General features: G+C 46.2%; 13 protein-coding genes. 10 read left to right on the forward strand and 3 right to left on the reverse strand.

All coding sequences use genetic code 11. The features are described 5' to 3' along the window. Positions 1-64 precede the first annotated feature (64 nt). From acnB to ureC, 5 genes are all read left to right on the forward strand, one after another. Entirely contained in the window at positions 65-2674 is a 2610-nt protein-coding gene (acnB, locus tag RAM70_RS16000; protein WP_312674600.1) for a bifunctional aconitate hydratase 2/2-methylisocitrate dehydratase, read from the forward strand. A 70-nt stretch (positions 2675-2744) separates the two neighbouring features. Further along, complete coding sequence (locus RAM70_RS16005) at positions 2745-3959, forward strand: AAA family ATPase (RefSeq protein ID WP_312674602.1); 1215 nt, start codon at positions 2745-2747, stop codon at positions 3957-3959. Then, positions 3959-4672: a TOPRIM nucleotidyl transferase/hydrolase domain-containing protein gene (locus RAM70_RS16010; protein ID WP_312674604.1), complete on the forward strand. Its 714-nt coding sequence runs from the start codon at positions 3959-3961 to the stop codon at positions 4670-4672. Before RAM70_RS16005 ends, RAM70_RS16010 begins: the two co-directional genes overlap by 1 nt. 200 nt (positions 4673-4872) lie before the next feature. Then, positions 4873-5769 carry a polyphosphate kinase 2 family protein gene (locus RAM70_RS16015; RefSeq protein ID WP_045357519.1) on the forward strand — a complete coding sequence of 299 codons (897 nt, stop codon included), beginning with the start codon at positions 4873-4875 and terminating at the stop codon, positions 5767-5769. Positions 5770-5850: 81 nt separating this feature from the next. Further along, positions 5851-7560 carry an urease subunit alpha gene (gene ureC / locus RAM70_RS16020; protein ID WP_045357522.1) on the forward strand — a complete coding sequence of 570 codons (1710 nt, stop codon included), beginning with the start codon at positions 5851-5853 and terminating at the stop codon, positions 7558-7560. Positions 7561-7786: 226 nt separating this feature from the next. On the opposite strand, the gene RAM70_RS16025 is transcribed toward ureC, so the two are convergent. The 3 genes from RAM70_RS16025 to RAM70_RS16035 form a co-directional block, all read right to left on the reverse strand. Further along, positions 7787-8890: an aromatic ring-hydroxylating oxygenase subunit alpha gene (locus RAM70_RS16025; RefSeq protein ID WP_287998305.1), complete on the reverse strand. Its 1104-nt coding sequence runs from the start codon at positions 8888-8890 to the stop codon at positions 7787-7789. An 89-nt stretch (positions 8891-8979) separates the two neighbouring features. Then, positions 8980-9798, reverse strand: coding sequence for a hypothetical protein (locus RAM70_RS16030; RefSeq protein WP_190380233.1), 819 nt, complete (start codon positions 9796-9798; stop codon positions 8980-8982). Between the two features lie 129 nt (positions 9799-9927). Continuing rightward, complete coding sequence (locus tag RAM70_RS16035; protein ID WP_045357528.1) at positions 9928-10860, reverse strand: tetratricopeptide repeat protein; 933 nt, start codon at positions 10858-10860, stop codon at positions 9928-9930. 311 nt (positions 10861-11171) lie between these two features. Between RAM70_RS16035 and RAM70_RS16040 the strand changes: the two genes are divergently transcribed. The 5 genes from RAM70_RS16040 to RAM70_RS16060 are packed head-to-tail and all read left to right on the forward strand — an operon-like array spanning position 11172 to position 22345. After that, on the forward strand, positions 11172-11996 hold the full coding sequence (locus RAM70_RS16040) for a sulfatase-like hydrolase/transferase (protein WP_242017260.1): 825 nt from the start codon (positions 11172-11174) through the stop codon (positions 11994-11996). Between the two features lie 27 nt (positions 11997-12023). Next, a complete protein-coding gene (locus tag RAM70_RS16045) occupies positions 12024-12908 on the forward strand; it encodes a class I SAM-dependent methyltransferase (protein WP_045357532.1) in 885 nt (294 codons plus the stop codon). A 58-nt stretch (positions 12909-12966) separates the two neighbouring features. Then, positions 12967-13920 (forward strand): CobW family GTP-binding protein, encoded by a 954-nt coding sequence (locus RAM70_RS16050; protein ID WP_045357535.1) that lies wholly within the window; start codon positions 12967-12969, stop codon positions 13918-13920. A gap of 23 nt (positions 13921-13943) precedes the next feature. Continuing rightward, complete coding sequence (locus RAM70_RS16055; protein WP_312674613.1) at positions 13944-19856, forward strand: polyketide synthase; 5913 nt, start codon at positions 13944-13946, stop codon at positions 19854-19856. After that, positions 19802-22345: an SDR family NAD(P)-dependent oxidoreductase gene (locus RAM70_RS16060; RefSeq protein WP_312674615.1), complete on the forward strand. Its 2544-nt coding sequence runs from the start codon at positions 19802-19804 to the stop codon at positions 22343-22345. Before RAM70_RS16055 ends, RAM70_RS16060 begins: the two co-directional genes overlap by 55 nt. Positions 22346-22687: the final 342 nt, after the last annotated feature.

The following is a 22687-nucleotide window of genomic DNA, read 5'->3' on the forward strand; positions in this document are numbered from 1 at the left end:
CTAGCAAAAATCCAGTAACCTAGGAAGAAACCGTCACAAGTGAAGACTAGGAGACAATAGACCTATGTTAGAAGCCTATCATCAGCACGTTGCCGACCGAGCGAAATTAGGTATCCCTCCCCTTCCCCTCAACGCCCAACAAACGGCGGAATTATGCGAAATACTCAAAAATCCGCCCGAAGAACTCAGGGGAGAATTGCTGACCCTGCTGCGTGACCGTGTTCCCCCCGGAGTTGACGAAGCGGCCTACGTTAAAGCGGGATTTTTAACAGGAATTGCCAAAGGTGAAATAAAATCTAACGTTATCTCCCCCCAGGGTGCGGTTAGCTTACTGGGAACCATGGTCGGTGGTTATAACGTTCATTCTCTGATTGAACTGCTGAAATCCAGAGATATTAATATCGCCGCCGCTGCTGCCAGCGCTTTAAGTAAAACCCTGCTGGTATTCGACGCATTTAACGAGGTTTTGGAATTATCCGACACCAATCCCTATGCTAAACAGGTTATCGATGCTTGGGCCAATGGCGCTTGGTTTATCGCTAAACCGAAACTTGCTAAAGAAATTACCGTCACCGTTTTCAAAGTACCCGGGGAAACCAATACAGATGACCTATCTCCCGCTCCCCATGCCACCACCCGGCCCGATATTCCCCTCCATGCCTTGGTAATGTTAGAAACCCGTCAACCGGGGTCTTTAGAAACCATTGCCGAATTGAAAAAATTAGGCCATCCGGTCGCCTATGTGGGGGATGTGGTCGGGACTGGTTCCAGCCGAAAATCGGCGATTAACTCGGTTCTCTGGCATATTGGCGATGATATTCCCTTTGTGCCTAATAAACGTGCTGGTGGCTATATTTTAGGCAGTAAAATCGCCCCTATCTTCTTTAACACTGCTGAGGATTCCGGCGCTTTACCGCTTGAATGCGATGTTAGCCAAATGAACACGGGGGATGTGATTAAAATCTATCCCTACGAAGGCAAAATCACCAACGAAGCGGGCGCAACTATTAGCACCTTTAGCCTCAAACCTGAGACAATTCTGGATGAAGTGCGGGCCGGCGGTCGTATTCCCCTCTTAATCGGTCGCAGTCTCACCGATAAAACCCGTCACGCCTTGGGACTTGAGGCTAGTACCCTATTTACTCGTCCAACTATGCCTAGTGACACGGGTAAAGGTTACACCCTAGCGCAAAAAATGGTCGGCAAAGCTTGCGGTTTACCCGGGGTGCGGCCGGGTACTTCCTGTGACCCAATTATGACTACGGTAGGGTCTCAGGATACCACCGGCCCGATGACCAGGGACGAGTTAAAAGAGTTAGCCTGTTTAGGTTTTAGCGCCGATTTAGTCATGCAGAGTTTCTGTCACACGGCAGCCTATCCGAAACCGGTTGATATTCAAACTCATCACCAATTACCCGACTTTTTCTCTACCCGGGGTGGGGTCGCTTTACGTCCGGGAGATGGCATTATTCACTCCTGGTTAAATCGGATGTTATTGCCGGATACGGTGGGGACTGGAGGCGATTCTCATACTCGTTTTCCCCTGGGAATTTCCTTTCCTGCGGGGTCGGGTTTAGTGGCATTTGCGGCCGCTTTGGGAGTAATGCCTTTGGATATGCCGGAATCGGTTTTAGTGCGTTTTACGGGGGAATTACAACCCGGTGTAACTCTGCGCGATATTGTTAATGCTATTCCCTACGTTGCCATCCAAGAAGGCAAATTAACCGTGGAAAAACAGAACAAAAAAAATGTTTTTAACGGTCGCATTATGGAGATGGAAGGGCTGCCGGATTTGAAATTAGAACAGGCTTTTGAGTTAACCGATGCCACGGCGGAACGTTCCTGTGCCGGTTGTACGATTAAGTTAAGTACCGAGACAGTGGCGGAATATTTGCGCTCTAATGTGGCCCTGTTAAAAAATATGGCGGCCCGGGGTTATAGTGATGCCAAAACTATCCTACGTCGGGTAGCAAAAATGGAACAATGGTTAGCTAATCCTGTCCTGATGGAGGCGGATAAGGATGCCGAATATGCGGATATTATCACCGTCAACTTAAACGAGATTAAAGAACCAATTGTTGCTGCACCCAATGACCCCGATAATATCAAGTTAATGTCGGAATGCGCCGGGGATACAATTGATGAGGTGTTCATCGGTTCTTGTATGACTAATATCGGTCATTATCGCGCCGCCGCTAAGATATTAGAAGGAGCAGGAGTTGCTAAGGCTAAACTGTGGATTTGTCCCCCCACCCGCATGGATGAAAAACAATTGCGCGATGAGGGAATGTACGGCATTTTTGCCGCTTCTGGGGCGCGTACCGAGATGCCGGGATGTTCCCTTTGTATGGGTAATCAAGCGCGGGTTGAAGACAGAGCGACGGTATTTTCAACCTCGACTCGTAACTTCAATAATCGCATGGGAAAAGATGCGCGAGTCTATCTCGGTTCCGCAGAATTAGCGGCGGTTTGTGCGCTGCTGGGACGCATTCCCACCGTCGAGGAATACCTGGCAATTGTCACCGAGAAAATTAATCCTTTTGCCAGCGATTTATACCGCTATTTGAACTTTAATGAAATCGCTGGTTTTGAGGATGAAGGCCGGGTAATTCCCCTAGAAGATTTACCTAAAATTGAGGATATATTAGGTATTCCTTCCGGTGTTTTGAGTTAGTATGAAGTTGAGGGTGAGCTATGAAAAGCTCACCTTATTGACGATTTTTGTGACCAAGGAGATTAAAATCATGAAATTAGACCAGTTTGAATATATTTCTAACCGAGGCGAACCTAATGAATGGCTTATTGATGGATGTCAGTTAGGCAATATTAATTTAATCGTTGGTAAAAATGCCAGTGGAAAATCAAGAATTGTCAAAAGTATATATAAGCTATCAGAACTATTATCTGGAAGTGACAAAATCGATCAATTGTTTAGAAAGGATACATGGCTGTTTAGAAAGGATACATGGCATTTATTTTTTGATCGCACCACAAATTGTGAAACAGAATATTTTCTAGAATTAGAAAATGGAGAAGTTCTCCAAGAAAAGCTAATTATTGGTAGCGAGCAACTTTTAGAAAGAAATGAGTCGGGAGAAGGTAGAATTTTTGCCCAAGAACTTAATCAGTATATGCGCTTTCAAACACCTAAAACAGAATTAGCAGTAGTCAAGCGTCGAGATACTATCCAGCATCCTTTCTTGGAAGATATTTATAAATGGTCTAGCTCTCTAAGATTCTATGAATTTGGAACACAACTGGGAAAATATACCCTAGCTAAATTGCCGCCAACAACAGAATTATTAAAAGCTAAAACAGATACTAAAGATTCTGATTATGTTGTTGGAATATTTGTGCTGGGAAAACGAGAACATAGTGAATTCACTCAAAGAATTATTGACGATATGAATAGAATCGGTTATCAAATTGCAAAGATAGAAACTAAAGTACCGAGTTTTTTCAAGTCTAATATTTCGCCTCCTGAAAATTTAGACGAGGATTCATACAATTTACCAAAGTTTTTGTATGTGCAAGAAGATGGGTTAAAGTCTGTCACGGAACAATCGGAAATATCTCAAGGAATGTTCAGAGCTTTATCATTATTTATTCAGATTAATTACGCTATTTTGTCAGATCAGCCTAGTTGTATTATTATTGATGATATCGGGGAGGGTTTGGATTTTCAACGATCTTCAGCTATAATTAAACTTTTAATTGAGAAGGCGAAAACAGGCTTAGTGCAACTTATCATGACCACTAATGATGAGAATATCATGAATGGTGTTCCTCTTGAGTATTGGTCAGTTATCGAACGACAACCGGGAGTCGCTAAATTACATAACTATGCTAATTCTCCCGAACAATTTGAACAGTTTAAACATATTGGACTGAATAACTTTGATTTTTTTGCTAGTGAATACTACTTGCAGGAACCTAATTCAGAGGAAGTGATAGATTGATGTTACAGAAAAAACTAGCGATTTTTGTGGAAGGACAGACCGAAAGAATATTGATAACCAGGTTACTTCAAGAAATTGCAGGATACAAAAAAGTTTCTGTGGAAGTTTATCAAGTGCGCGGGGATAAAGCTAATCGCAAAATTCAACAGCTAAAATCAAATTCTATCGAAGTTGCTCCTTTCTTTATTCTTTTGTATGATTGCGGATGTGGTTCTCATGTACTTTCCGATATAAAAAAACAATATGTTAGTTTAACTAATAATGGTTATGAAAAAATTTTAGGTTTACGAGATTTATATCCCGAAACTCTAGAAAATAGAACTAAGGTAGAAAATGGCATTAAAGGATTTTTAAAACCTTTACTTCAGAACAAGGGAATTCCCATTTCGATGATTTTAGTGATTATGGAAATTGAAGCTTGGTTTTTAGGTGAATACAGTTTTCTGACTAAAATAGATAGTTGTTTAACATCTAAGTTTATTCTAGACAATTTAGGTTTCGATCTAAATGCCCTAGATGTAGAACAAATACCACATCCTAGTCAAGTGCTGGACAGTATTTATCAATTAATACAACGAAGCTATGATAAAAGCGAAACGACTGTGGAAGAAATAGCTAGTATCCTAAATTATGAGTTTATATATTTGCATCTAGTTGAAAAGATTAAACAACTCAAGCAGCTTATTGATGCAATTAACCTTTTTTTACAGTAAAAATACATCTACAGCATTTCTCATAAAACTGATAGACGGTTGACAGCTTAGATGTGTAATTAATTTTGCTTAGGGACTGACAGCTATTTAAATATACTTTTGCCACTTCATCCCTGGCTCGCCAGTTCAAGGTTTAGATATTTTCCGAGCAAAAGTGCTACAATGTAATCTTAGGGTTCAAAACAATCAAGGAGAAGAGCATGGTCAGCAAAATTGATCGCCAAGCATTTTTACAATCCTTAATCGTGCCACCGGGTAAAGAAATTTCTCTGCACAAAGACTACGATCCCGGGTTTAAGCCAGACTACATTACCAAAGAAGATGCCACGCTGCTGCTGCAACAGGGGATCGAAAAAATGGCCGAGTTTCAAGATAAACTTTATGCTCAGGATACCTATGCCCTGTTAATTAATCTGCAAGCCATGGATGCGGCGGGTAAAGATGGTACGATCAGGCACGTTATGTCGGGTTTAAATCCCCAAGGCTGTCAGGTATTTAGCTTTAAAGTTCCCTCGGCCGAAGAACTAGATCACGATTATCTCTGGCGATATTATAAAGCCTTACCGGAGCGGGGTCGTATCGGTATTTTTAATCGTTCTTACTACGAAGAATTATTAGTCGTGCGCGTCCATCAAAATTTATTGGAACGGCAAAAACTCCCCCCGGAAGATAGAACCAAGAAAGTTTGGCAGCGACGTTTTGAGGAGATTAATAATTTTGAAAAATATCTGGTTAATAATGGGGTTATTGTCCTAAAATTCTTTCTCAATGTTTCTAAAGGAGAACAGAAAAAACGATTTTTGGAAAGAATTGATCGCCCAGAAAAAAACTGGAAGTTTTCCGAAAATGATGTCAAAGAAAGAGCTTTTTGGGGTGATTACATGAAAGCCTACGAGGAGGTATTCAATCATACCAGTACCGAATGGGCCCCCTGGTATATTATCCCGGCTGATCGCAAATGGTTTACCCGTTTAGCTGTGGGGGCGGTTATTTATCACACCCTGGAATCCCTCGGTTTACGATATCCCACCGTCACCGAAGAACATCGCCAAGCTTTACTGAAAGCCAAAGAAATCCTCGAAAATGAGCCAGATTAAAAATGGAAGAAAATCCCGAAAAAGCGATAATTGCCGGAAAATCGATCGTATAATCAATCTCGATTTTCAAGAATTACCCCTATGAATTATCGCATCGATCGCCGCACCTATGCAGAAACCTACGGCCCCACCGTCGGAGATAAAGTTCGCCTAGCAGACACGGAATTATTTATCGAAGTCGAAAAAGATTTCACCAGCTACGGCGATGAGGTAAAATTCGGCGGCGGTAAAGTAATTCGCGATGGTATGGGCCAATCCCCCATTTCTAGGGAAGATGGGGCGGTAGATCTAGTGATTACTAATGCCTTAATTCTCGACTGGTGGGGCATCGTTAAAGCCGATGTGGGCATTAAAGACGGCAAAATTTATAAAATCGGTAAAGCGGGCAATCCCCACATTCAAGATAATGTCGATATTATTATCGGTCCTGCCACCGAGGCATTAGCCGGGGAAGGGATGATTTTGACGGCAGGGGGGATTGATGCCCATATTCATTTTATCTGTCCCCAACAAATTGAGACAGCGATTGCGTCTGGGATTACCACAATGATTGGTGGCGGGACCGGACCTGCGACGGGAACTAATGCCACCACCTGCACCCCGGGAGAATGGAACATCTATCGAATGCTAGAGGCGGCCGAAGCTTTCCCGATGAATTTGGGTTTTTTGGGTAAAGGCAATAGCAGTCAGCCGGAAGGACTAGCGGAACAGGTAAAAGCGGGGGTAATTGGCTTAAAACTCCATGAAGATTGGGGAACCACTCCGGCAGCCATTGATACCTGTTTAAGCGTGGCCGATAAGTACGATGTGCAGGTGGCGATTCATACGGATACTCTCAATGAGGCCGGTTTTGTCGAGGCCACTATCGCCGCTTTTAAAAATCGCGTCATTCACACCTACCACACGGAAGGGGCCGGCGGTGGTCATGCTCCCGATATTATCAGGGTTTGCGGGGAAATGAACGTTTTACCCTCCTCTACTAATCCCACCCGTCCCTATACGACGAATACCTTAGAGGAACACCTCGATATGTTGATGGTTTGTCATCATTTAGACCGGAGTATTCCCGAAGATGTGGCTTTTGCTGAATCCCGCATCCGCCGCGAAACTATTGCCGCCGAGGATATTCTCCACGATTTAGGGGCTTTTAGCATCATTTCCTCCGATTCTCAAGCGATGGGACGAGTGGGAGAAGTAATTATCCGCACTTGGCAAACTGCCCACAAAATGCGGGTACAACGGGGCAGACTGACCGGGGAAACGGGAGAGAATGATAATCTGCGGGCAAGACGATATATTGCTAAATATACGATTAATCCTGCTATTACTCATGGTATATCCGATCATGTCGGTTCCATCGAGGTGGGCAAATTAGCCGATTTGGTTCTCTGGAAACCGGCATTTTTTGGCGTAAAACCGGAAATTGTCCTGAAAGGCGGTTTAATCGCCTGGGCGCAAATGGGCGACGCTAATGCCAGTATTCCCACACCCCAACCGGTTTATATGCGTCCCATGTTTGCCTCTTTTGGTGGTGCGATCGCCAAAACTTCCTTGACATTTGTTTCTAAATATGCTATGAAAGCGGGCATTCCTGAGAAGTTAAAGCTGAAAAAAACCGCCGTGGCCGTGTCGAATACGCGCAATATCAGTAAGGCCAGTATGAAGCTGAATGACGCTTTACCGCGCATGGAAGTTAATCCCGAAACCTACGAAGTGCGTGCTGACGGGGAATTATTAATCTGTGAACCTGCTACGGTTTTACCCATGGCCCAACGCTATTTCTTATTTTGAATTCTGGTTTTTTTAAAACCCTATTTTTTTGGCGTTTTGGAATGCAGGAGGCAAGAGGATAGGCGGTTAAAATCCGTCTTGGCTTCTGCTTGAATGAGAACTATAATGGCGAGACTATCATATTTGATCTTAAACTGTGCCAAAAACGTTCAAAATCGAAGTCAAGAGCAAGAAACCCACGCCAAATCAAAATTATGACGTATGACGTGGGAAGATGTCACATTTTTCAGGCAGCGGATGGCACCAAATTCATCAGCTTAAGATAAGGTTGTTGAAAAGTATGAAGACGGCGCTCGTCACTGCTAAGAATTCCCTGCTTATAATCCCTTGAGTTATCGATTGAAACCATTCCTAGCTGGACTGATTCGCAGACAGGTTTGTCTTCATCCCAAACTTGAGTAACTAAGTTAGCTGAGGCTTTGCTACTCATATCAAATAGAATTTTCTCCAGACTGGCATTATCAAGTTTTCCCATAAAGGTATAGTTGGTAACCTTGGTTTCTGTAGAACTAAGAGGCGTGAAAACGTGCATATTTAAAGACATCCCAAACAGAGTGGACAAGGTTAAAAGTGGGAAAATCAAATAATGCTGGTAGCCATCTATCTTCAGTTTTCGATCTGCAAAAGCTGTGGTAAACTTTCTGACTTTTGCATCTAGCTTTTTCGCTTTACTGAGGTAAGTCGAATGGAAGTCGTCATTCCAATAATACCCATCAACTGCTCCATACTTGCCCAGAGAGTTGGGATGGACATCCCAGATGTGGTAGCTATCTAAAGTATTTTCAACGATAATTTTCCAGTTGGCTTTAATGATCATTTCTTGACAGTCAACTTTCTCACCCATTGACTCTGAAAAATCTAATAACCGACTATACATCCCTCCTAAATACTCTTTGAGGGTCAGACCATCATCATTTTTTTTCACAAAAACAAAGGAGCCACAAGTATCAACTAACCATTGTTTCAATTGGAAAGATTCCGGTGTACAATCGGAAAAATCGAAGCGGGACTGTAAGGGAATGTTAATCGGGATGCCAGCACTGTCATAAATCCATCCGTGGTAGGGACATCTAACTGGCCCATTCCCCTTTTCCTCTTGATGAATCTTACTAAAACGATGGGAACAGATATTATCAAACGCTCGTAATTCTCCACGAAAATTCTGGACAAAAATAGCTTGTCCTCCTAGATCTTTAGCAATATAGTCATTATGATTTTCTAAATCGGTGGTCAATCCGACAAAGTTCCAAAGGTTTTGAAAGAGAACTATTTGCTCTTTCTTGAAAATCTCGGGATCGGAATACCAAGAAATCGGCACAAGGGTTTTCATTGTTAATTCTCCTCTTCAAGATTCTAGTTTTTAATTATAAACCTCAATCTTTATGGACTTTCTCAAGTCTGAAAAAATTAAGCTTGTTTTTATAATTCATAGGTAATACAAATTAGTTTGAGTTCTTTTTCTGCATCTTCAAGTAGCGTCCGCAGCCAAGTAATGCGATATTCAAGCTCCTCCTTATACTGGACAATCTCTTCTAGGGAACTGGAAGTCAGAGAAGCAACCGACTTAGGTGCCTGTTGAAATTCGCCTTGCATCTGAGCGATAAAATCTCCGACTTCCCCTTCGGGTTGCTCGACTTCTGCTCTCTTTTGACTCACTTTTCTTGCTAGTGCTTGATTTTCTTCGAGAGCCTCTTCAAGTGCTTGTTGTATCCGAATTAGTCGAGATTGCAAACCTTCGTTGGAGAGCTTCTGCTCTGCAAGAGTATTCTCAAGTCCCGTCAGTTCAGCTTGCAAGCTTTCTCGGATTGTTCCTTGCTCCTCAAGTTTTTGTTGTAGCTCGCTCAAGCTTGTTGAGAGAGCTAACTTCAGATGAGGGAAATAGCTCCCTACTTCCCTCATCTCTTTGGGCAAAGCTAGTGACTCTAGATGAGTGGAAGGATTAAAATCTCCACTCCCTAATGCCCTCAACTCAAGCTGAATCTGATTGAAACCCCGCTCCATTTGATTAATTGTTATTAATTCCAAAGCAAAAGTAAATCCTCCTACAAGAATAGCCACAAGGAACGCTAGGAAAATCTGCCACGGCAGTTGGGATGGGAGAAGATTACTAGACTGCTGCTGAAGTTGGAGCGAGGCATGAATTGCTAGAAACACGGCTATAAAGACAGATAAAGTAACGATAATAGCTATCAATATCTGTTGTTTTTTGAGAGAAGCTCTCTGAAAATCAAGAAACATTATTTGGCTTTTTTGCGGGAACTAACAGTATAGTCTTTAAAGACTATACTGTCTGGGGATTTAGGGATTTTTACTAAATTGGGTTTGGGCAATTTGCTGAGTTGCTTTTTCTTTGTAGGTCTCGAGGATTTATCCTAATTTATCGTCATCTTCTTCTATCAGCATATCTAAAGTGGAAAGTTCGCTGGCGACCTCTCCTTGTTCTGCCGCCAGTAAATTGGCTGCTCGATAGGCTTCTGCCGCTTCTTTGGTAAATCCTTGACGAGTATAAAGATCCCCCCATAATTTTTGTTTTTTGGCTTCTATGGGTTTTTTGTTCGGCAGATCGCGTAAAATCTCGGCTGCTTCATCGAGAGCATTGCTTGCAATTAAAGCCTCTATATAACCCATTTTGGCAACGACAGGAATTTTAGGATTTAATTGCTGAGCACCTTCAAAATTTTTGCGGGCGAGGTTATATTGTTTTTGTTTTAGGTAGATATTTCCTAGGGCTTGATAAGCACTCCAAGCTGTTGGATTCATCCTCAGTGCAGACTCGATTTCATCAATTGCTGCCTTTGTATTTCCTTGTTCTTGGTAAATCTGAGACATGAGCAAGCGCCCTGGAGTTAACTGAGGGTTAAAGACCAGTGCTTTTTGAACTTGCTCTTTAGCTTGAGGGTATTTCTTTTGCTTTAATAAAACCCTCCCCATCCCCAGATAACCAGCAGGGGTAGTAGGGTCGATATTAAGGGCATCTTTAAAAGCTTCAATGGCCGAGTCCAGTTCATTTTGCTTGTAGTAAACATTGCCAACGGCAAGAGCAGCTTTAGCCATCATTGGGTCAATTCTCCTCGCCGACCCGAAGTGGATCAAAGCTCCTTCATAATCTTTTTGTTTTAAACAGATGCTGCCTATACCAAGATGAGCTTGCTTAGAGCCTGGGTCTTTTTCAAGGATTTCTTCAAAAGCCTCCCGAGCTTCATCATAGCGCTTTTCCTTCATTAGTTGAGACGCTGTTTTAATTGATGGGCTTTTTTGAGTAGGCTTGGTAACTCGCTTGACTTGCGGCGTAAACGACATTGAAGGATTCCTCCACATCAAATATTTCCCTTCCGATTATACCGCTTCTTTTCCGAGTAATGCAATACCCAAGATTAACAAGGTCATCGCATCTTAACAATTATTAACAAAATGAACTTTATGTGATGTAAGTTGCCTACCCAGAATTCAGGCATATTTGAGGAGAATTTGCCATCTCAGTTGTTAAGCAACAATCGACTAAATAGGTTAGGCTTAGGGTAAGCCTAACCGTTATCTCTTGACATTGCGGGATTTTTTAACTACATTGGTGGGGAACATTTTGTATATAGATACACATGATTAACCATCTCATGTATATTGTTATGGATAGCTGCCGTCATGACAGCTACTCTGCGGCATCAACTCCCAATATGGATCGGCTGGGTAAGGCTGAACGCCGGTATAGCTATGCTTCTTGGACATCCCCTTCCCACTATGCTATGTTGATGGGCATGGTTCCTCACAAAAGTCCTCGGGGCGTGTTTGCCTCTGAAGTTTATAAACAAGAATTTGCTAAATGGGTAGATCGTTTAGGAATCCCAGACTTGTCCTTTAAAACCTTTATTCCCCAACTCTCCTTACCGAAAGTCTTAAAAAACCAAGGTTATAAAACTATTGGCCGAGTTTCTCTACCTGTTCTCAACCAATTTACGAGTATTAATAAGTACTTTGATGACTATCGACTAATGCCCACTCACAATGAATTTGCCAAAATGGTTGAGGAAGTAGAATTTCCCGACGAACAACCTCAGTTTTACTTTTTTAACTTAGGAGAAACCCACTATCCTTATATGCTGGAAGAGGATGAACTGCCCCATATATCTGGAGTGCATGGAGTTTTTAAGAGAATGGACGATCTGCTGCAAACTGAAACCGAGACAGAAAAAAAAGCCGAAAAGTCATTTTTCAATTCAGCAGAAATGGAGCAGCTACACAAACAGCAAATTCGTTGTGTTGAGTATGTCGATGGTTTGCTAGGTGAGCTATTTCGTAAATGTCCTGCTAACACTCACATTATTGTCACTGCAGATCATGGAGAGTTGTTTGGAGAAGACGGTTATTTCGGACACGGGCCTGTGATGCACGAAAAATGCTTTGAAGTTCCCTTCTTAGAAGGATTATGTCCCCAAATTTAAAATAAAACCAAGACAAGGAATTGTTATATGCCAGTCATTACTTCTTATGAACCATTTTCCCTGCAACCCGAATACCTAGAAGCAAACCGAGAATTTCTACACAGTTTGCCCTTAGAAAATGTCAGCCAGGTTCTCGATCTTGCTTGCGGTACAGGAACTCTCAGTGAATTGCTCCTAGAAATCAAACCAGAGGTAGGGATTGTTGGCATAGATATTTCGACAGAATCTCTCGAGATTGCGCGGGAATTATTTAAAGAAAAAAAGATGCTCGTTCAAGACCATGACGCGCTTAATTCAGCTTTAAAATCCGGGCAAAGTGCTGTGCTTCTAAAAGTCGGTAGTGCTGATGATTTTGACTTAGAACCGGCAAGCATGGATCTCGTCCTGATGGGCAATGCCATCCATTTACTTCCCGACAAAGAGAAATTAATCCAAAGTATCAGTCGAGTCTTGCGTCCTGGCGGAATTTTTGCCTTTAATTCTTGCTTTTTTATCGGCACCTATCCCGAGGGAACAGAATCGATCTATACTGAATGGATGAAAGAAGCCTTAGCTATCGTCTCCGAGAAACTGCTCCAATTGCAGCAAGCTGGTCAAGAAGGCATTCGCAGAAAGCGCGGTAAGGGGAATCGAGCTTTTGGCAATGAATGGTTCTCTCCACTTCAATGGCGGGATTTGCTCAATAGTCACCATTTAGAGATTATTCAGGATAAGCAGCGTACTGTCATGCTGACCCAGCGAAGTTTGGAAACCATTGGCGCCTATGCAGGGTTTGCTGAAGTCGCCTTAAGTGGCTATCCGGTAGAGATAGCTAGTGAAGCTTTGCAAGAAGCGGCGGCAGTTACTTTAAACAATCTACAAATCAAAGAAATTCCCCGACTTTGGTTGGAGATAGTAGCCGTGAAAAACTGAACTTTCTAGAGGTGATTTTTGACTATTAATAACCTTAGATATTTATGAAAATTGGTTTATGCTTAAAACACCTTGCAACGCAATCGCCGGCTTTTTAGGCAGTGGCAAAACTACACTTTTAAGAAATTCCCTAGAAAAAGTCTTTCAAGAGAAGCGCGTGGCGATTATCATGAATGAAATTGGCGACTTGGGAATTGATGGTAAAGTAGTATCAGGATTTGAAAGTATAGATAAAGTAGTAGAATTGAACAGTGGTTGCGTCTGCTGTAGTGTTGACATCTTCTCTTTACACAACGCCTTTCGGGAAATTCAAGAACAAATAAAGCCCGATTTAATAGTCATAGAAACCACTGGACTGGCAAATCCCTTTCCCCTGATCCAGCGCCTCCATTATCTCGATGTCATTCTCGATTCAGTAATCACCTTAGTAGATGCTTCAGAGTTTTTGCGGTTGGCAGCCGAAGAAGAAGTACTCAACGAGCAGGTAAGGGCGGCAGATTTTCTGATCTTGAATAAGACAGATTTAGTGACAGAACTAGAAATTGAGCGAGTCGAAAGCCATCTCCGTCAATTGAATCAAAGAGCCCCCTTATTTAAAACTACTCACAGCAATATCGATCCCAAATTATTGTTCGCCCTAGGAGCTAATCTTTACAGAAGGCAATCAAAGCTACTGGAAACTCAAGTAACCAAATCTGCTCATGGTTTCCGCGACAGCCATCAAGATTTTTCCTCTTTTTCTTATCAGACAGAACGATTGGTGAACTTGGATAAATTCAAGCAATTTCTCGGAGAACTTTCCCCAAAAGTTTACCGTGCCAAAGGAATTCTCAATTTAGATGATAGAGCAACATCCTGTCTGTTTAATTTTATTTGCGGTCGTTTTGATTTTCAGGTTGTGGCCCCCGATATCTGCGGAAAAATGCCAACGCAAGCGGTTTTTATCGGTCGCAACTTAGAACAAGAGCAAACAGCTATCATCCAGCAATTACAGGCTTGTCAAGATAGTTAAATTAATCAAAATTAGAGGTTATGATGGATAAATTCAACTGCTTTTCTCTGAGTCCCATTGAGCTAGAACACCCTGGTTTAGCCATCGCCAGCATTCGGGCTGGGGGAATCGGGATACTCGATCGAGAATTTTGTCAACCAGAAAATCTAGAGCGAGCAATTAGTAATCTAGAGCAGGTTTTAGCTTTAAAAAATGCTCCTAGAGCAGCCGGACTGAGACTGAATTTAACACAGATCGAGCAGAGCAGCCAACTTTTGGCTAGATTGGAACTGGAATCTCACTGGTTGATTCTCAGTGGCTGGCAAGAGGCAACTGCTGAAACGCTCAGAGAGAAATTACAGCTTCTTTCTGGGGAAAATCGCCTAATTTTGCTGGAAATAACCGATGCCAATCAACTGCCTCTCTTAGCTTCTCTGTTTCCTTTCCTGGCTGGATTGGTAGCCAAAGGACAGGAAAGTGGCGGTTGGGTAGGGGAAGATCCCGCTTTCATCCTCACTCAGAAATTATTGAAAACCTCCTCCCTGCCCATCTATGTGCAAGGAGGAATCGGTATTCATACCGCGTCCGCCTGTCGGGCTGCCGGTGCGGCGGGCGTCGTCTTAGACGATCAATTATGGCTGATGCCCGAATCTCCTCTGCCTGGAGAATGGCAAGAATACTTACGTTACTTAAACGGGCAAGAAGCGAGCGCCATCGGCGAGAGGTTGGGGCGCGCTTGTCGTGTATTGTCCCGTCCCGGTTTTGCTGCCGTTGCCAAGTTGCAAGAAATGGCGGGACAGATAGAGATTCAAGAAGAAGCCTCAGTTTCTGGCCAGATCTGGCAGCAACGAGCCACCTCCCTGATTGGCTGGGAAAATCCTGCTACTCAAGCTTGGCCAATGGGACAAGCGAGCGGGTTAGCGGCTGATTTCCGCAAGCGTTACCAGACCACGGGTAAATTTGTGCAAGCCCTGCTCAAGGGCAGTCAGGAACAGGTGCAGACAGCCCAGGAGCTAAAACCTCTACAAGCGGAAACTCCCTTGGCAGTTTCCCACGGCACCAAATATCCTATTGTCCAGGGGCCAATGACTAGAGTCAGCGATACGGCAGAATTTGCCCATGCAGTTGCTCGCTCAGGCGGACTGCCCCTCTTGGCTTTGGCTCTGATGCGGGGAAAACAGGTCGGGGAACTGTTGCAGAAAACCCAAGCCCTTCTCGGAGAGCTACCTTGGGGTATTGGCATCCTTGGCTTTGTTCCACAGGCAATTAGGGAAGAACAACTGCAAGAAGTCCAGAAAATTAAGCCGCCTTTTGCCTTGATTGCCGGGGGCAGGCCGGATCAGGCAGCGAGGTTGGAAGCCCAAGGAATTGCCACCTACCTCCATGTTCCCGTGCCAGCACTCCTGAAAATGTTCCTCGAACAGGGGGCGCGGCGGTTTATTTTTGAAGGGCGAGAATGCGGAGGACACGTGGGGCCACTGAGCAGTTTTGTCCTCTGGGAAAGCATGATCGCTACCCTGTTAGAGAAAGTACCAGCTGGAGCAGAGCAGCAAATTCACGCCATCTTCGCCGGTGGGATTCATGACGCTCTCTCGGCCGCTATGATCAGTGCCATGGCCACTCCTTTGGCAGTAAGGGGCATGAAAATTGGCGTGTTAATGGGCAGTGCCTACCTCTTTACTGAGGAAGCAGTGGCTTGTGGAGCAATCCTGCCAGAGTTTCAAGCCCAAGCCCTCAGTTGCCAATCGACCATCAACTTAGAAACCGGACCGGGCCATGCCAGCCGTTGCGCTGTCACCCCATTTGCCCGCGAATTCTACGACACCCGCCGGCAAATGGCAGCCCGGGGCAGTTCTGCCGAAGAAATTAAGAACGTTTTGGAAGACCTGACTCTAGGACGGTTACGGATAGCTACCAAAGGTTTGCGGCGCAATGAGACAGGCCAAATAGTCTCGGTCAACCAAGAGCAACAGGTTAGCGAAGGGATGTACATGATCGGTCAGGTGGCAACCATGCGCCATCAAGTGATCAGCGTCAGTAGCTTGCACCAAGAAGTAGCTGAAGGCAGCGGCCAACTCCTGACTTCTCTTTCCCCAGCAGGTGAAGAGAAAGTCCCCGCTCCAACCCGACCCTCAGATATTGCCATCGTTGGCATGGCGACCCTCGTTCCTAAAGCAGACGCACCGGAGACTTTTTGGAAAAACATCCTCTCCCGGGTAAAAGCTATTGGCGAAATTCCCGCTCACCGTTGGGACTGGCGTTTGTACTACGATGCTGACCCACAAACACGAGATAAGGTCTATTCCAAATGGGGTGGTTTCATCGATGAGGTTCCCTTCGATCCTCTGCGCTTTGGGATTCCTCCCGTATCTCTCAAGTCCATCGAACCACTACAGCTATTGACTTTGGAGGCTGTGCGAAGAGCCTTAGAAGATGCGGGTTACGGGGGAGGAGATTTCGACCGAGAACGTACCTCAGTCATCTTGGGTGCGGGCGGAGGGATAGGAGATCTGGGCGGGCAGTATGCAGCGCGAGCAGAAGTGCCGAGGGTGGTTGAAAATCCCTCCCCACAGATCTGGGATCGTCTACCAGAATGGACGGAAGAAACTTTTCCAGGTTTACTGTTGAATGTGGCAGCTGGCAGGGTGGCCAACCGTTTTAACTGTGGAGGCTCTAACTTCACTGTTGATGCGGCCTGTGCTTCTTCCTTGGCTGCTATTGACCTAGCAGTGACAGAATTGGAAACGGGACGAAGCAATCTCTGTATTGCAGGGGGCATTGACACAGGGCAAAGCCCTTTTGCTTATTTTTGCTTTAGCAAGACCCATGCCCTCTCTGCCCAAGGTCAACCCCGCTCCTTCGATAAAGCTGCCGACGGGATTGTCATCAGCGAAGGTATTGCCATCGTTGTTCTCAAGCGTCTGGCAGATGCGGAACGGGATGGAGACCGAATTTATGCAGTTATCAAAGCGGTCGCTGGTTCCAGCGACGGTAAGGCCTTGGGTTTAACTGCTCCCCTGCCAGCAGGACAAAAGCGAGCGCTACAGAGAGCTTACGACAAAGCCGGATTTTCTCCCGCTAGTCTAGGACTCTATGAAGCCCACGGCACGGGGACGGTGGCCGGCGATCGAGCAGAATTAGAAACAATTACCAGTTCTCTACAAGCCTCTGGGGCAGAGCAAAAATCCTGCGCTATTGGCTCAATTAAAACCTTGCTCGGACATACTAAAAGTGCCGCTGGGGTCGTTGGACTAATGAAAGTAGCCCTCTCCCTACATCACAAAGTCCTACCCGCTCACTTTGGGGTTGAGACACCCTTAGACCCGATTGTGGATCCAGAAAGTCCGGTCTATCTCTTGAAAGACAATCATCCTTGGCTGACTAATCCCAACCAACCTCGCCGGGGAGCGGTCAGTGCTTTTGGCTTTGGGGGGACGAATTTTCATGCCATTCTCGAGGAGTATGGGGGAGCAGTTCAGAGACCAGCCGTGGGAGGAGATAACTGGCCTTGGGAATTGGTGATCTTGGCTGCCGAGAATCGCCAAGAATTATTGCCAAAAGTGCGGTCTCTGCTGACAGCTTTGCAAGGAGGAGCAAAACCGCGACTGGGAGATCTGGCCTACAGTTGCGCTTTAACAGCGACAAACCACCTAGGCAGGGGAGCAACCCTAGCCATCGTGACCAGTAATTTGTCAGAGTTAGTCGCCAGCTTGTCCTCGGCTCTTAGTTATCTGGCAGGCGATTCTGCCAGTCCCCTGCCCCCTGAGATTCAGTTCTCCGAAGGCCACACCCCCACTGGGACAAAAGCTCTCACTGCTTTTCTCTTTCCGGGGCAGGGGGCGCAATATCCCGGCATGGCCAGGGAAGTTGCTCTCTATAGGCAAGAGATGCGCCAAGCTTTGGAATTTGCCGACAGCCATCTGGACCATCGCTTCCCAAAATTGCTGAGTCAGTATATCTATCCCCCCAGTGCCTATTCAGAAGCGGCCGAAATTAGCAATGAACAACAGCTTAAACAGACTCAAGTAGCTCAACCCGCTCTAGGAGCCGTGGAATCGGGCTATCTAGCCTTGCTGGCCAAGCTGGGCATTAAGGCAGATTTGGCAGCAGGACACAGTTATGGCGAATATACAGCCCTCTACGCTGCCGGTGTGCTATCCCAAGCTCAATTTCTCAATCTTTCTGCCCTTAGAGGCCAGATTATGTCCCAAGCTTGTCAGGGGGTTGAGGGAGCTATGGCTGCCGTGCAAATCACCCGCGAGGAATTGGCACAATATCTTGACAGTTTTCCAGGAGTTGTGGTAGCCAATCACAATGCTCCCCTTCAGTCCGTCATTTCCGGACCACAAGCAGCGATCGAACAAGCAATCAACAGTTTGAACGCGGACGGCATTACCGCTAGAAAGCTGCCTGTGGCCGGAGCTTTTCACTCGCCCTTGCTGGCAGAGGTTCAGGAAGAGTTGACCCGTCAGTTAAATTCTGGCTGCTTTGAGTCTCCCCAGTTTCCTGTCTATGCTAACGCTACAGCCCTTCCTTACCCTTCAGATGCCGATGGCATCCGTGGCCAGTTAAGCCAACAGGCTCTCCGTCCAGTAGAGTTCGTCAGTCAAATTCAGGCTTTATATGAAGCTGGCGCTCGCACCTTTATTGAAGTCGGTCCAAAAAGCATCCTGACCAAGTTCGTCGGTCAAATTTTAGGAGACAAAGAGCATACTTGCGTATCTTTAGATGGGCAAGGGGGAGGACTGCGAGGCTTTCTGCTGGGCTTAGGGACTCTAATTACCAGAGGGCTAGATGTGCAACTCCTTTCTCTGTTTGTCGGACGCCAAGTCCAGCAGCTGCAATTATCTCGACTGGCAGAGCTAACGAGCCCCTCTCAATTAGCACCCACCACTTGGCTGGTTAACGGTGGTGGTGTCAGGTCATTAGGAGCTACCAATAGTTATAGCGGCAAGCTCCCCCCCCTGTCCTTGGAAACGTCTATCCTAGGCAGACAAGACAAAAAAGGGCAAAACGGTAACACCGAGGCGAAGCCAGACTCAGGGATAGAGCGATTTGAGCCAGTCAAGCCGCCTAGTCCTGCCCCTCATGCCCATTCCCCTTCCCAACTCACCGGGTTAAACCCCATAGTTCCTACTAATTCAAATCCGCAACCCAAAATCCAGCGAACAATGTCTGAACAAAATTTTCCCCCGCTCTCCCAACCGGCAACTCCACAGACTTATTCTACTAGCCAAGAACCCTCAGTTGCTGGCTCGGTGGCTTTACAAGCCTATCAAGCTTACCAGCAGACCATGCGTCAGTTTTTGACTCTTCAGGAGAAGGTAATGCTGCAATTTCTCCAAGCCAGTCAGGTAGAAGGAATGACTCCTTCAAGATTGGTGGCTATGCCAGAGCGGAGCCGGCCGGCAGCCCAACCTGTACTTTCCCTTGGCTCCAATGGAGGGGGAAGTGCTAACCTCTCCCCTGCTTCGCCGCCAGTACCCCCCCGAATTTCCCCACCCCCTTCCCGACCCGCTGCACCGCCTCAGATATCCGTTAGTCCCACATCGGTTAGTCCCACAATTGAGCAGCAAGAGCCAGTGCTCAAGCCCCAGCCAGCAGCAGCATCTCCCAATCTGCCAACCCCTGCCGATGCCGTTGTCCCCTCTGTCCTGCTCGAACGGGAGAGTTTGACCAAAACTCTCTTGCAATTGGTCAGTGAACGCACTGGCTACCCAATTGATATGTTGGGCTTGGATCAGGATTTGGAAGCAGAACTAGGAATTGACTCGATCAAGCGAGTGGAAATTTTGGGAGCAATACAGAAAAGTTTGCCCGCTGCTGTCGCTGAAGGTATGCAGTCCCAGATGGAAAATTTGACCAAGGTTAAATCCCTGAACGGCATTGTTCAACAAGTCTTATGCCTCTCACCGTCTGGGACAGTGGAACCCTCAAAAAGCTTGGGAAAGTTCTAGCCCAGGGGGAATCGATTCCACGTTACCTGATGCAAGCACAGGCAGACCCCCTACCCACCGGTCAGTGGCCGCTTCCCCAAGGGCTTTTTCTTATTACTGAAGACGAACTTAGCGTCGCTCCCTACTTGGCAGAGTCTCTGCGGCAAAGAGGGCTGGCGGTAGCACTGATTGAGCGAGCTAGTTTGCCAACACCAAAGGCGTTAGCTGAGGCAGTCAGCAGGGAACGGGAAAAACATGGGCTGGTCGCCGGGATTGTCCACTTGGCTGCTTTAAGCCAAGCGGCTGAGCCAACTACCCTATCTGAGTGGCGGCAATATACGCAAATACAGGCTAAGAGCTTGTTTTACCTGCTCCAGTTGTGTGCTGATGACCTCCGCAAAGGGCAACAGCCAGGCCGCGTCCTGATGGCTTCCTGTTTGGGGGGACAGTTTGGCCGGGATGGTAACTGGGGGACGAGTTTGCCAATTGCAGGTTGTGGCAACGGGCTTTTGAAAACCCTAGGGGCTGAGTGGCCTAACCTCCATGCCAAGGCAGTAGATCTCGATGCCCACCTTTCCCCAAAGGTGCTGGCAGAATGCCTCGTCTCAGAACTGTTATTACCTGGGGGGCGCATCGAAGTTGGCTATCCCCAAGGACAACGTACCACTTTCCGCACCCAGCCGGCTCCTTTCTCATCCCGGGCAACTGTTGCCAAATTTACACCCACTCCCGATTGGGTCGTTTTAATTACAGGCGGCGCTCGCGGCATTACTGCGGAAGTAACCAGCGATTTAGCCTCCTTTGGCCTGACGATGATTGTGGTGGGACGGGCTCCTCTAGAGAACGAAGCAACAGCCCATATTGAAGATGTAACTGGCTTGCGTCAATTCCTCCTGGCTCAGGCTCGTTCCCAAGGCAAGTTGCCCACCCCCGTTGAGATCGAGCGCCACATCCAGTTAATCTTGAGGGAGCGGGAAATTCGGGCTAATTTGGCACGATTCCGACAAGCAGGGGCAAAGGTGGAGTATATAGTAGCAGATGTGAAGGATGAGCAGGCTTTTGCTGCCGTTATTGAAGGCATTTACTCCCGCTACGGACGGTTGGATGCTGCCATCCACGGGGCGGGAATTATTGAGGACAAATTGATTGTCGATAAAGAACTGGCTTCCTTTGAGCGGGTCTTTGATACGAAAGTGGATAGTGCCTTGATCCTCAGCCGCTATCTGCGTCCAGAGTCTTTGAAGTGGCTGGTTTTCTTCAGTTCAGTTGCCGGTCGCTACGGTAATCGTGGGCAATCTGACTACGCATCTGCCAATGAAATTTTGAATCGTCTGGCCTGGCAGCTTGACCAGCGCTGGTTGAATACCCGCGTAGTCGCCATCAATTGGGGACCCTGGGATACTAAGGGCATGGCCTCTGAAGAAGTGAAGCGTCAGTTTCGGGAACGGGGAGTAATCCCAATTTCTCTAGTCGGTGGTCGCCGCTTTTTCCAGGAAGAATTGAGTTATGGAGATAAGGGAACAGCAGAAGTAATTGCCGGGGAAGCTCCGTGGGAAACCCATGAAGCTGAGGCCGGAAAACTCGCTCTCCTTCCCGCTAACCGTCCTTTTCCCTTCATTTCTACTGTCCCTCAACTGCAACCTGACAGTAAAGTGACTCTGGAACACATCTTTTCTCTAGAGGCAGATCCCTATCTTGAAGATCACTGCTTGGATGGCAAAGCTGTTTTGCCGGCAACCGGGGCCTTGGAATGGATTGCTGAATTTACCCAAGCTGCCTGGCCCGACTGGCAAGTTTGTGAAATCGTTGATCTGAGGGTCTTGCGGGGAGTATCCATGGCCGTCGAAGGGAGCCGTAAAGTTCTCTTCGTCGCCCGTTCTTCTAGTCACGCAGATGCAACGACCTTGCAGGTAACTGCCGAAATCCTAGAGCCTGAGACTAGGATGCCACTATATCGCGCTCTTGTTATTCTGCGCCCAGAGATAGAAGCTCCTCCCTCTCTTCATCCCGTCAAGCTCAAATCAGGCAGGAGTCTAGACCCTCAATTTGCTTACCTAGAGTATCTATTTCACGGCAAGCGATTTCAACTGATGAGTGAGATTATAGCGATTGACGAACAGGGAATTGATGCTTGGGTGAAGCCCAGCCAGCCTTCAGCTTGGGTAGGGCAAGATTCTGCAACTGCCGTCCCCCCTTGGCTGTTCGACCCAGGCTTTATGGATACTATACCACAAATGGCTTTAGTCTGGTCTCGGCTCTATCAGGACAGTAGTGCTTTGCCTTCCAAGCTAGGCAGAGTCATCCGCTATGGTAGTTCGCCCCTAACAGGCAGGCTACGGGTAGCTTTTCGAGTTGTCAGAAGTGATGCTCAGATGATTGTTTACGAGGCATCTGTCTTTGATGAACAAGGTCAAGTCCGCTTTTACCTGGAAAATCTTGAAAGTACCTGTAGTGCTGCCCTGAATCGCCTGAATGTTCAGTGGCGAGAGTCCCTTGAGAATCCTTCTTGATTTATCAGAAGGATTCTCAATAGACCTGTCCGAAAATTGAAGAGCCAATTCTTGACATCCTTGCCGTCCGTTTTACGGCCGCGATTCCCAAACCTCACGATTTGGGCTTCGTAGGTAGGTAAAATCTTTGCAGGAACTAGACAACACAATACTTGAAGCTAATGCTTCAATTCAAGCAAATTTTGTCACCCCCCTCTTGCCCCCCCGATGTCGGAGGGGCAAGAGGGATCCCACGAAAATTAACGCGCAGGCGTAAGAACCACCTCTGTTTTAGATAACCCAAGGAATCTAAAGTAAGTGGACTTGTTGAACCAAGAACCCATCGCGTGAGCGCGATGGGAG

Origin of the sequence: Microcystis wesenbergii NRERC-220 (assembly GCF_032027425.1) — a bacterium.
GTDB lineage: Bacteria > Cyanobacteriota > Cyanobacteriia > Cyanobacteriales > Microcystaceae > Microcystis > Microcystis wesenbergii_A.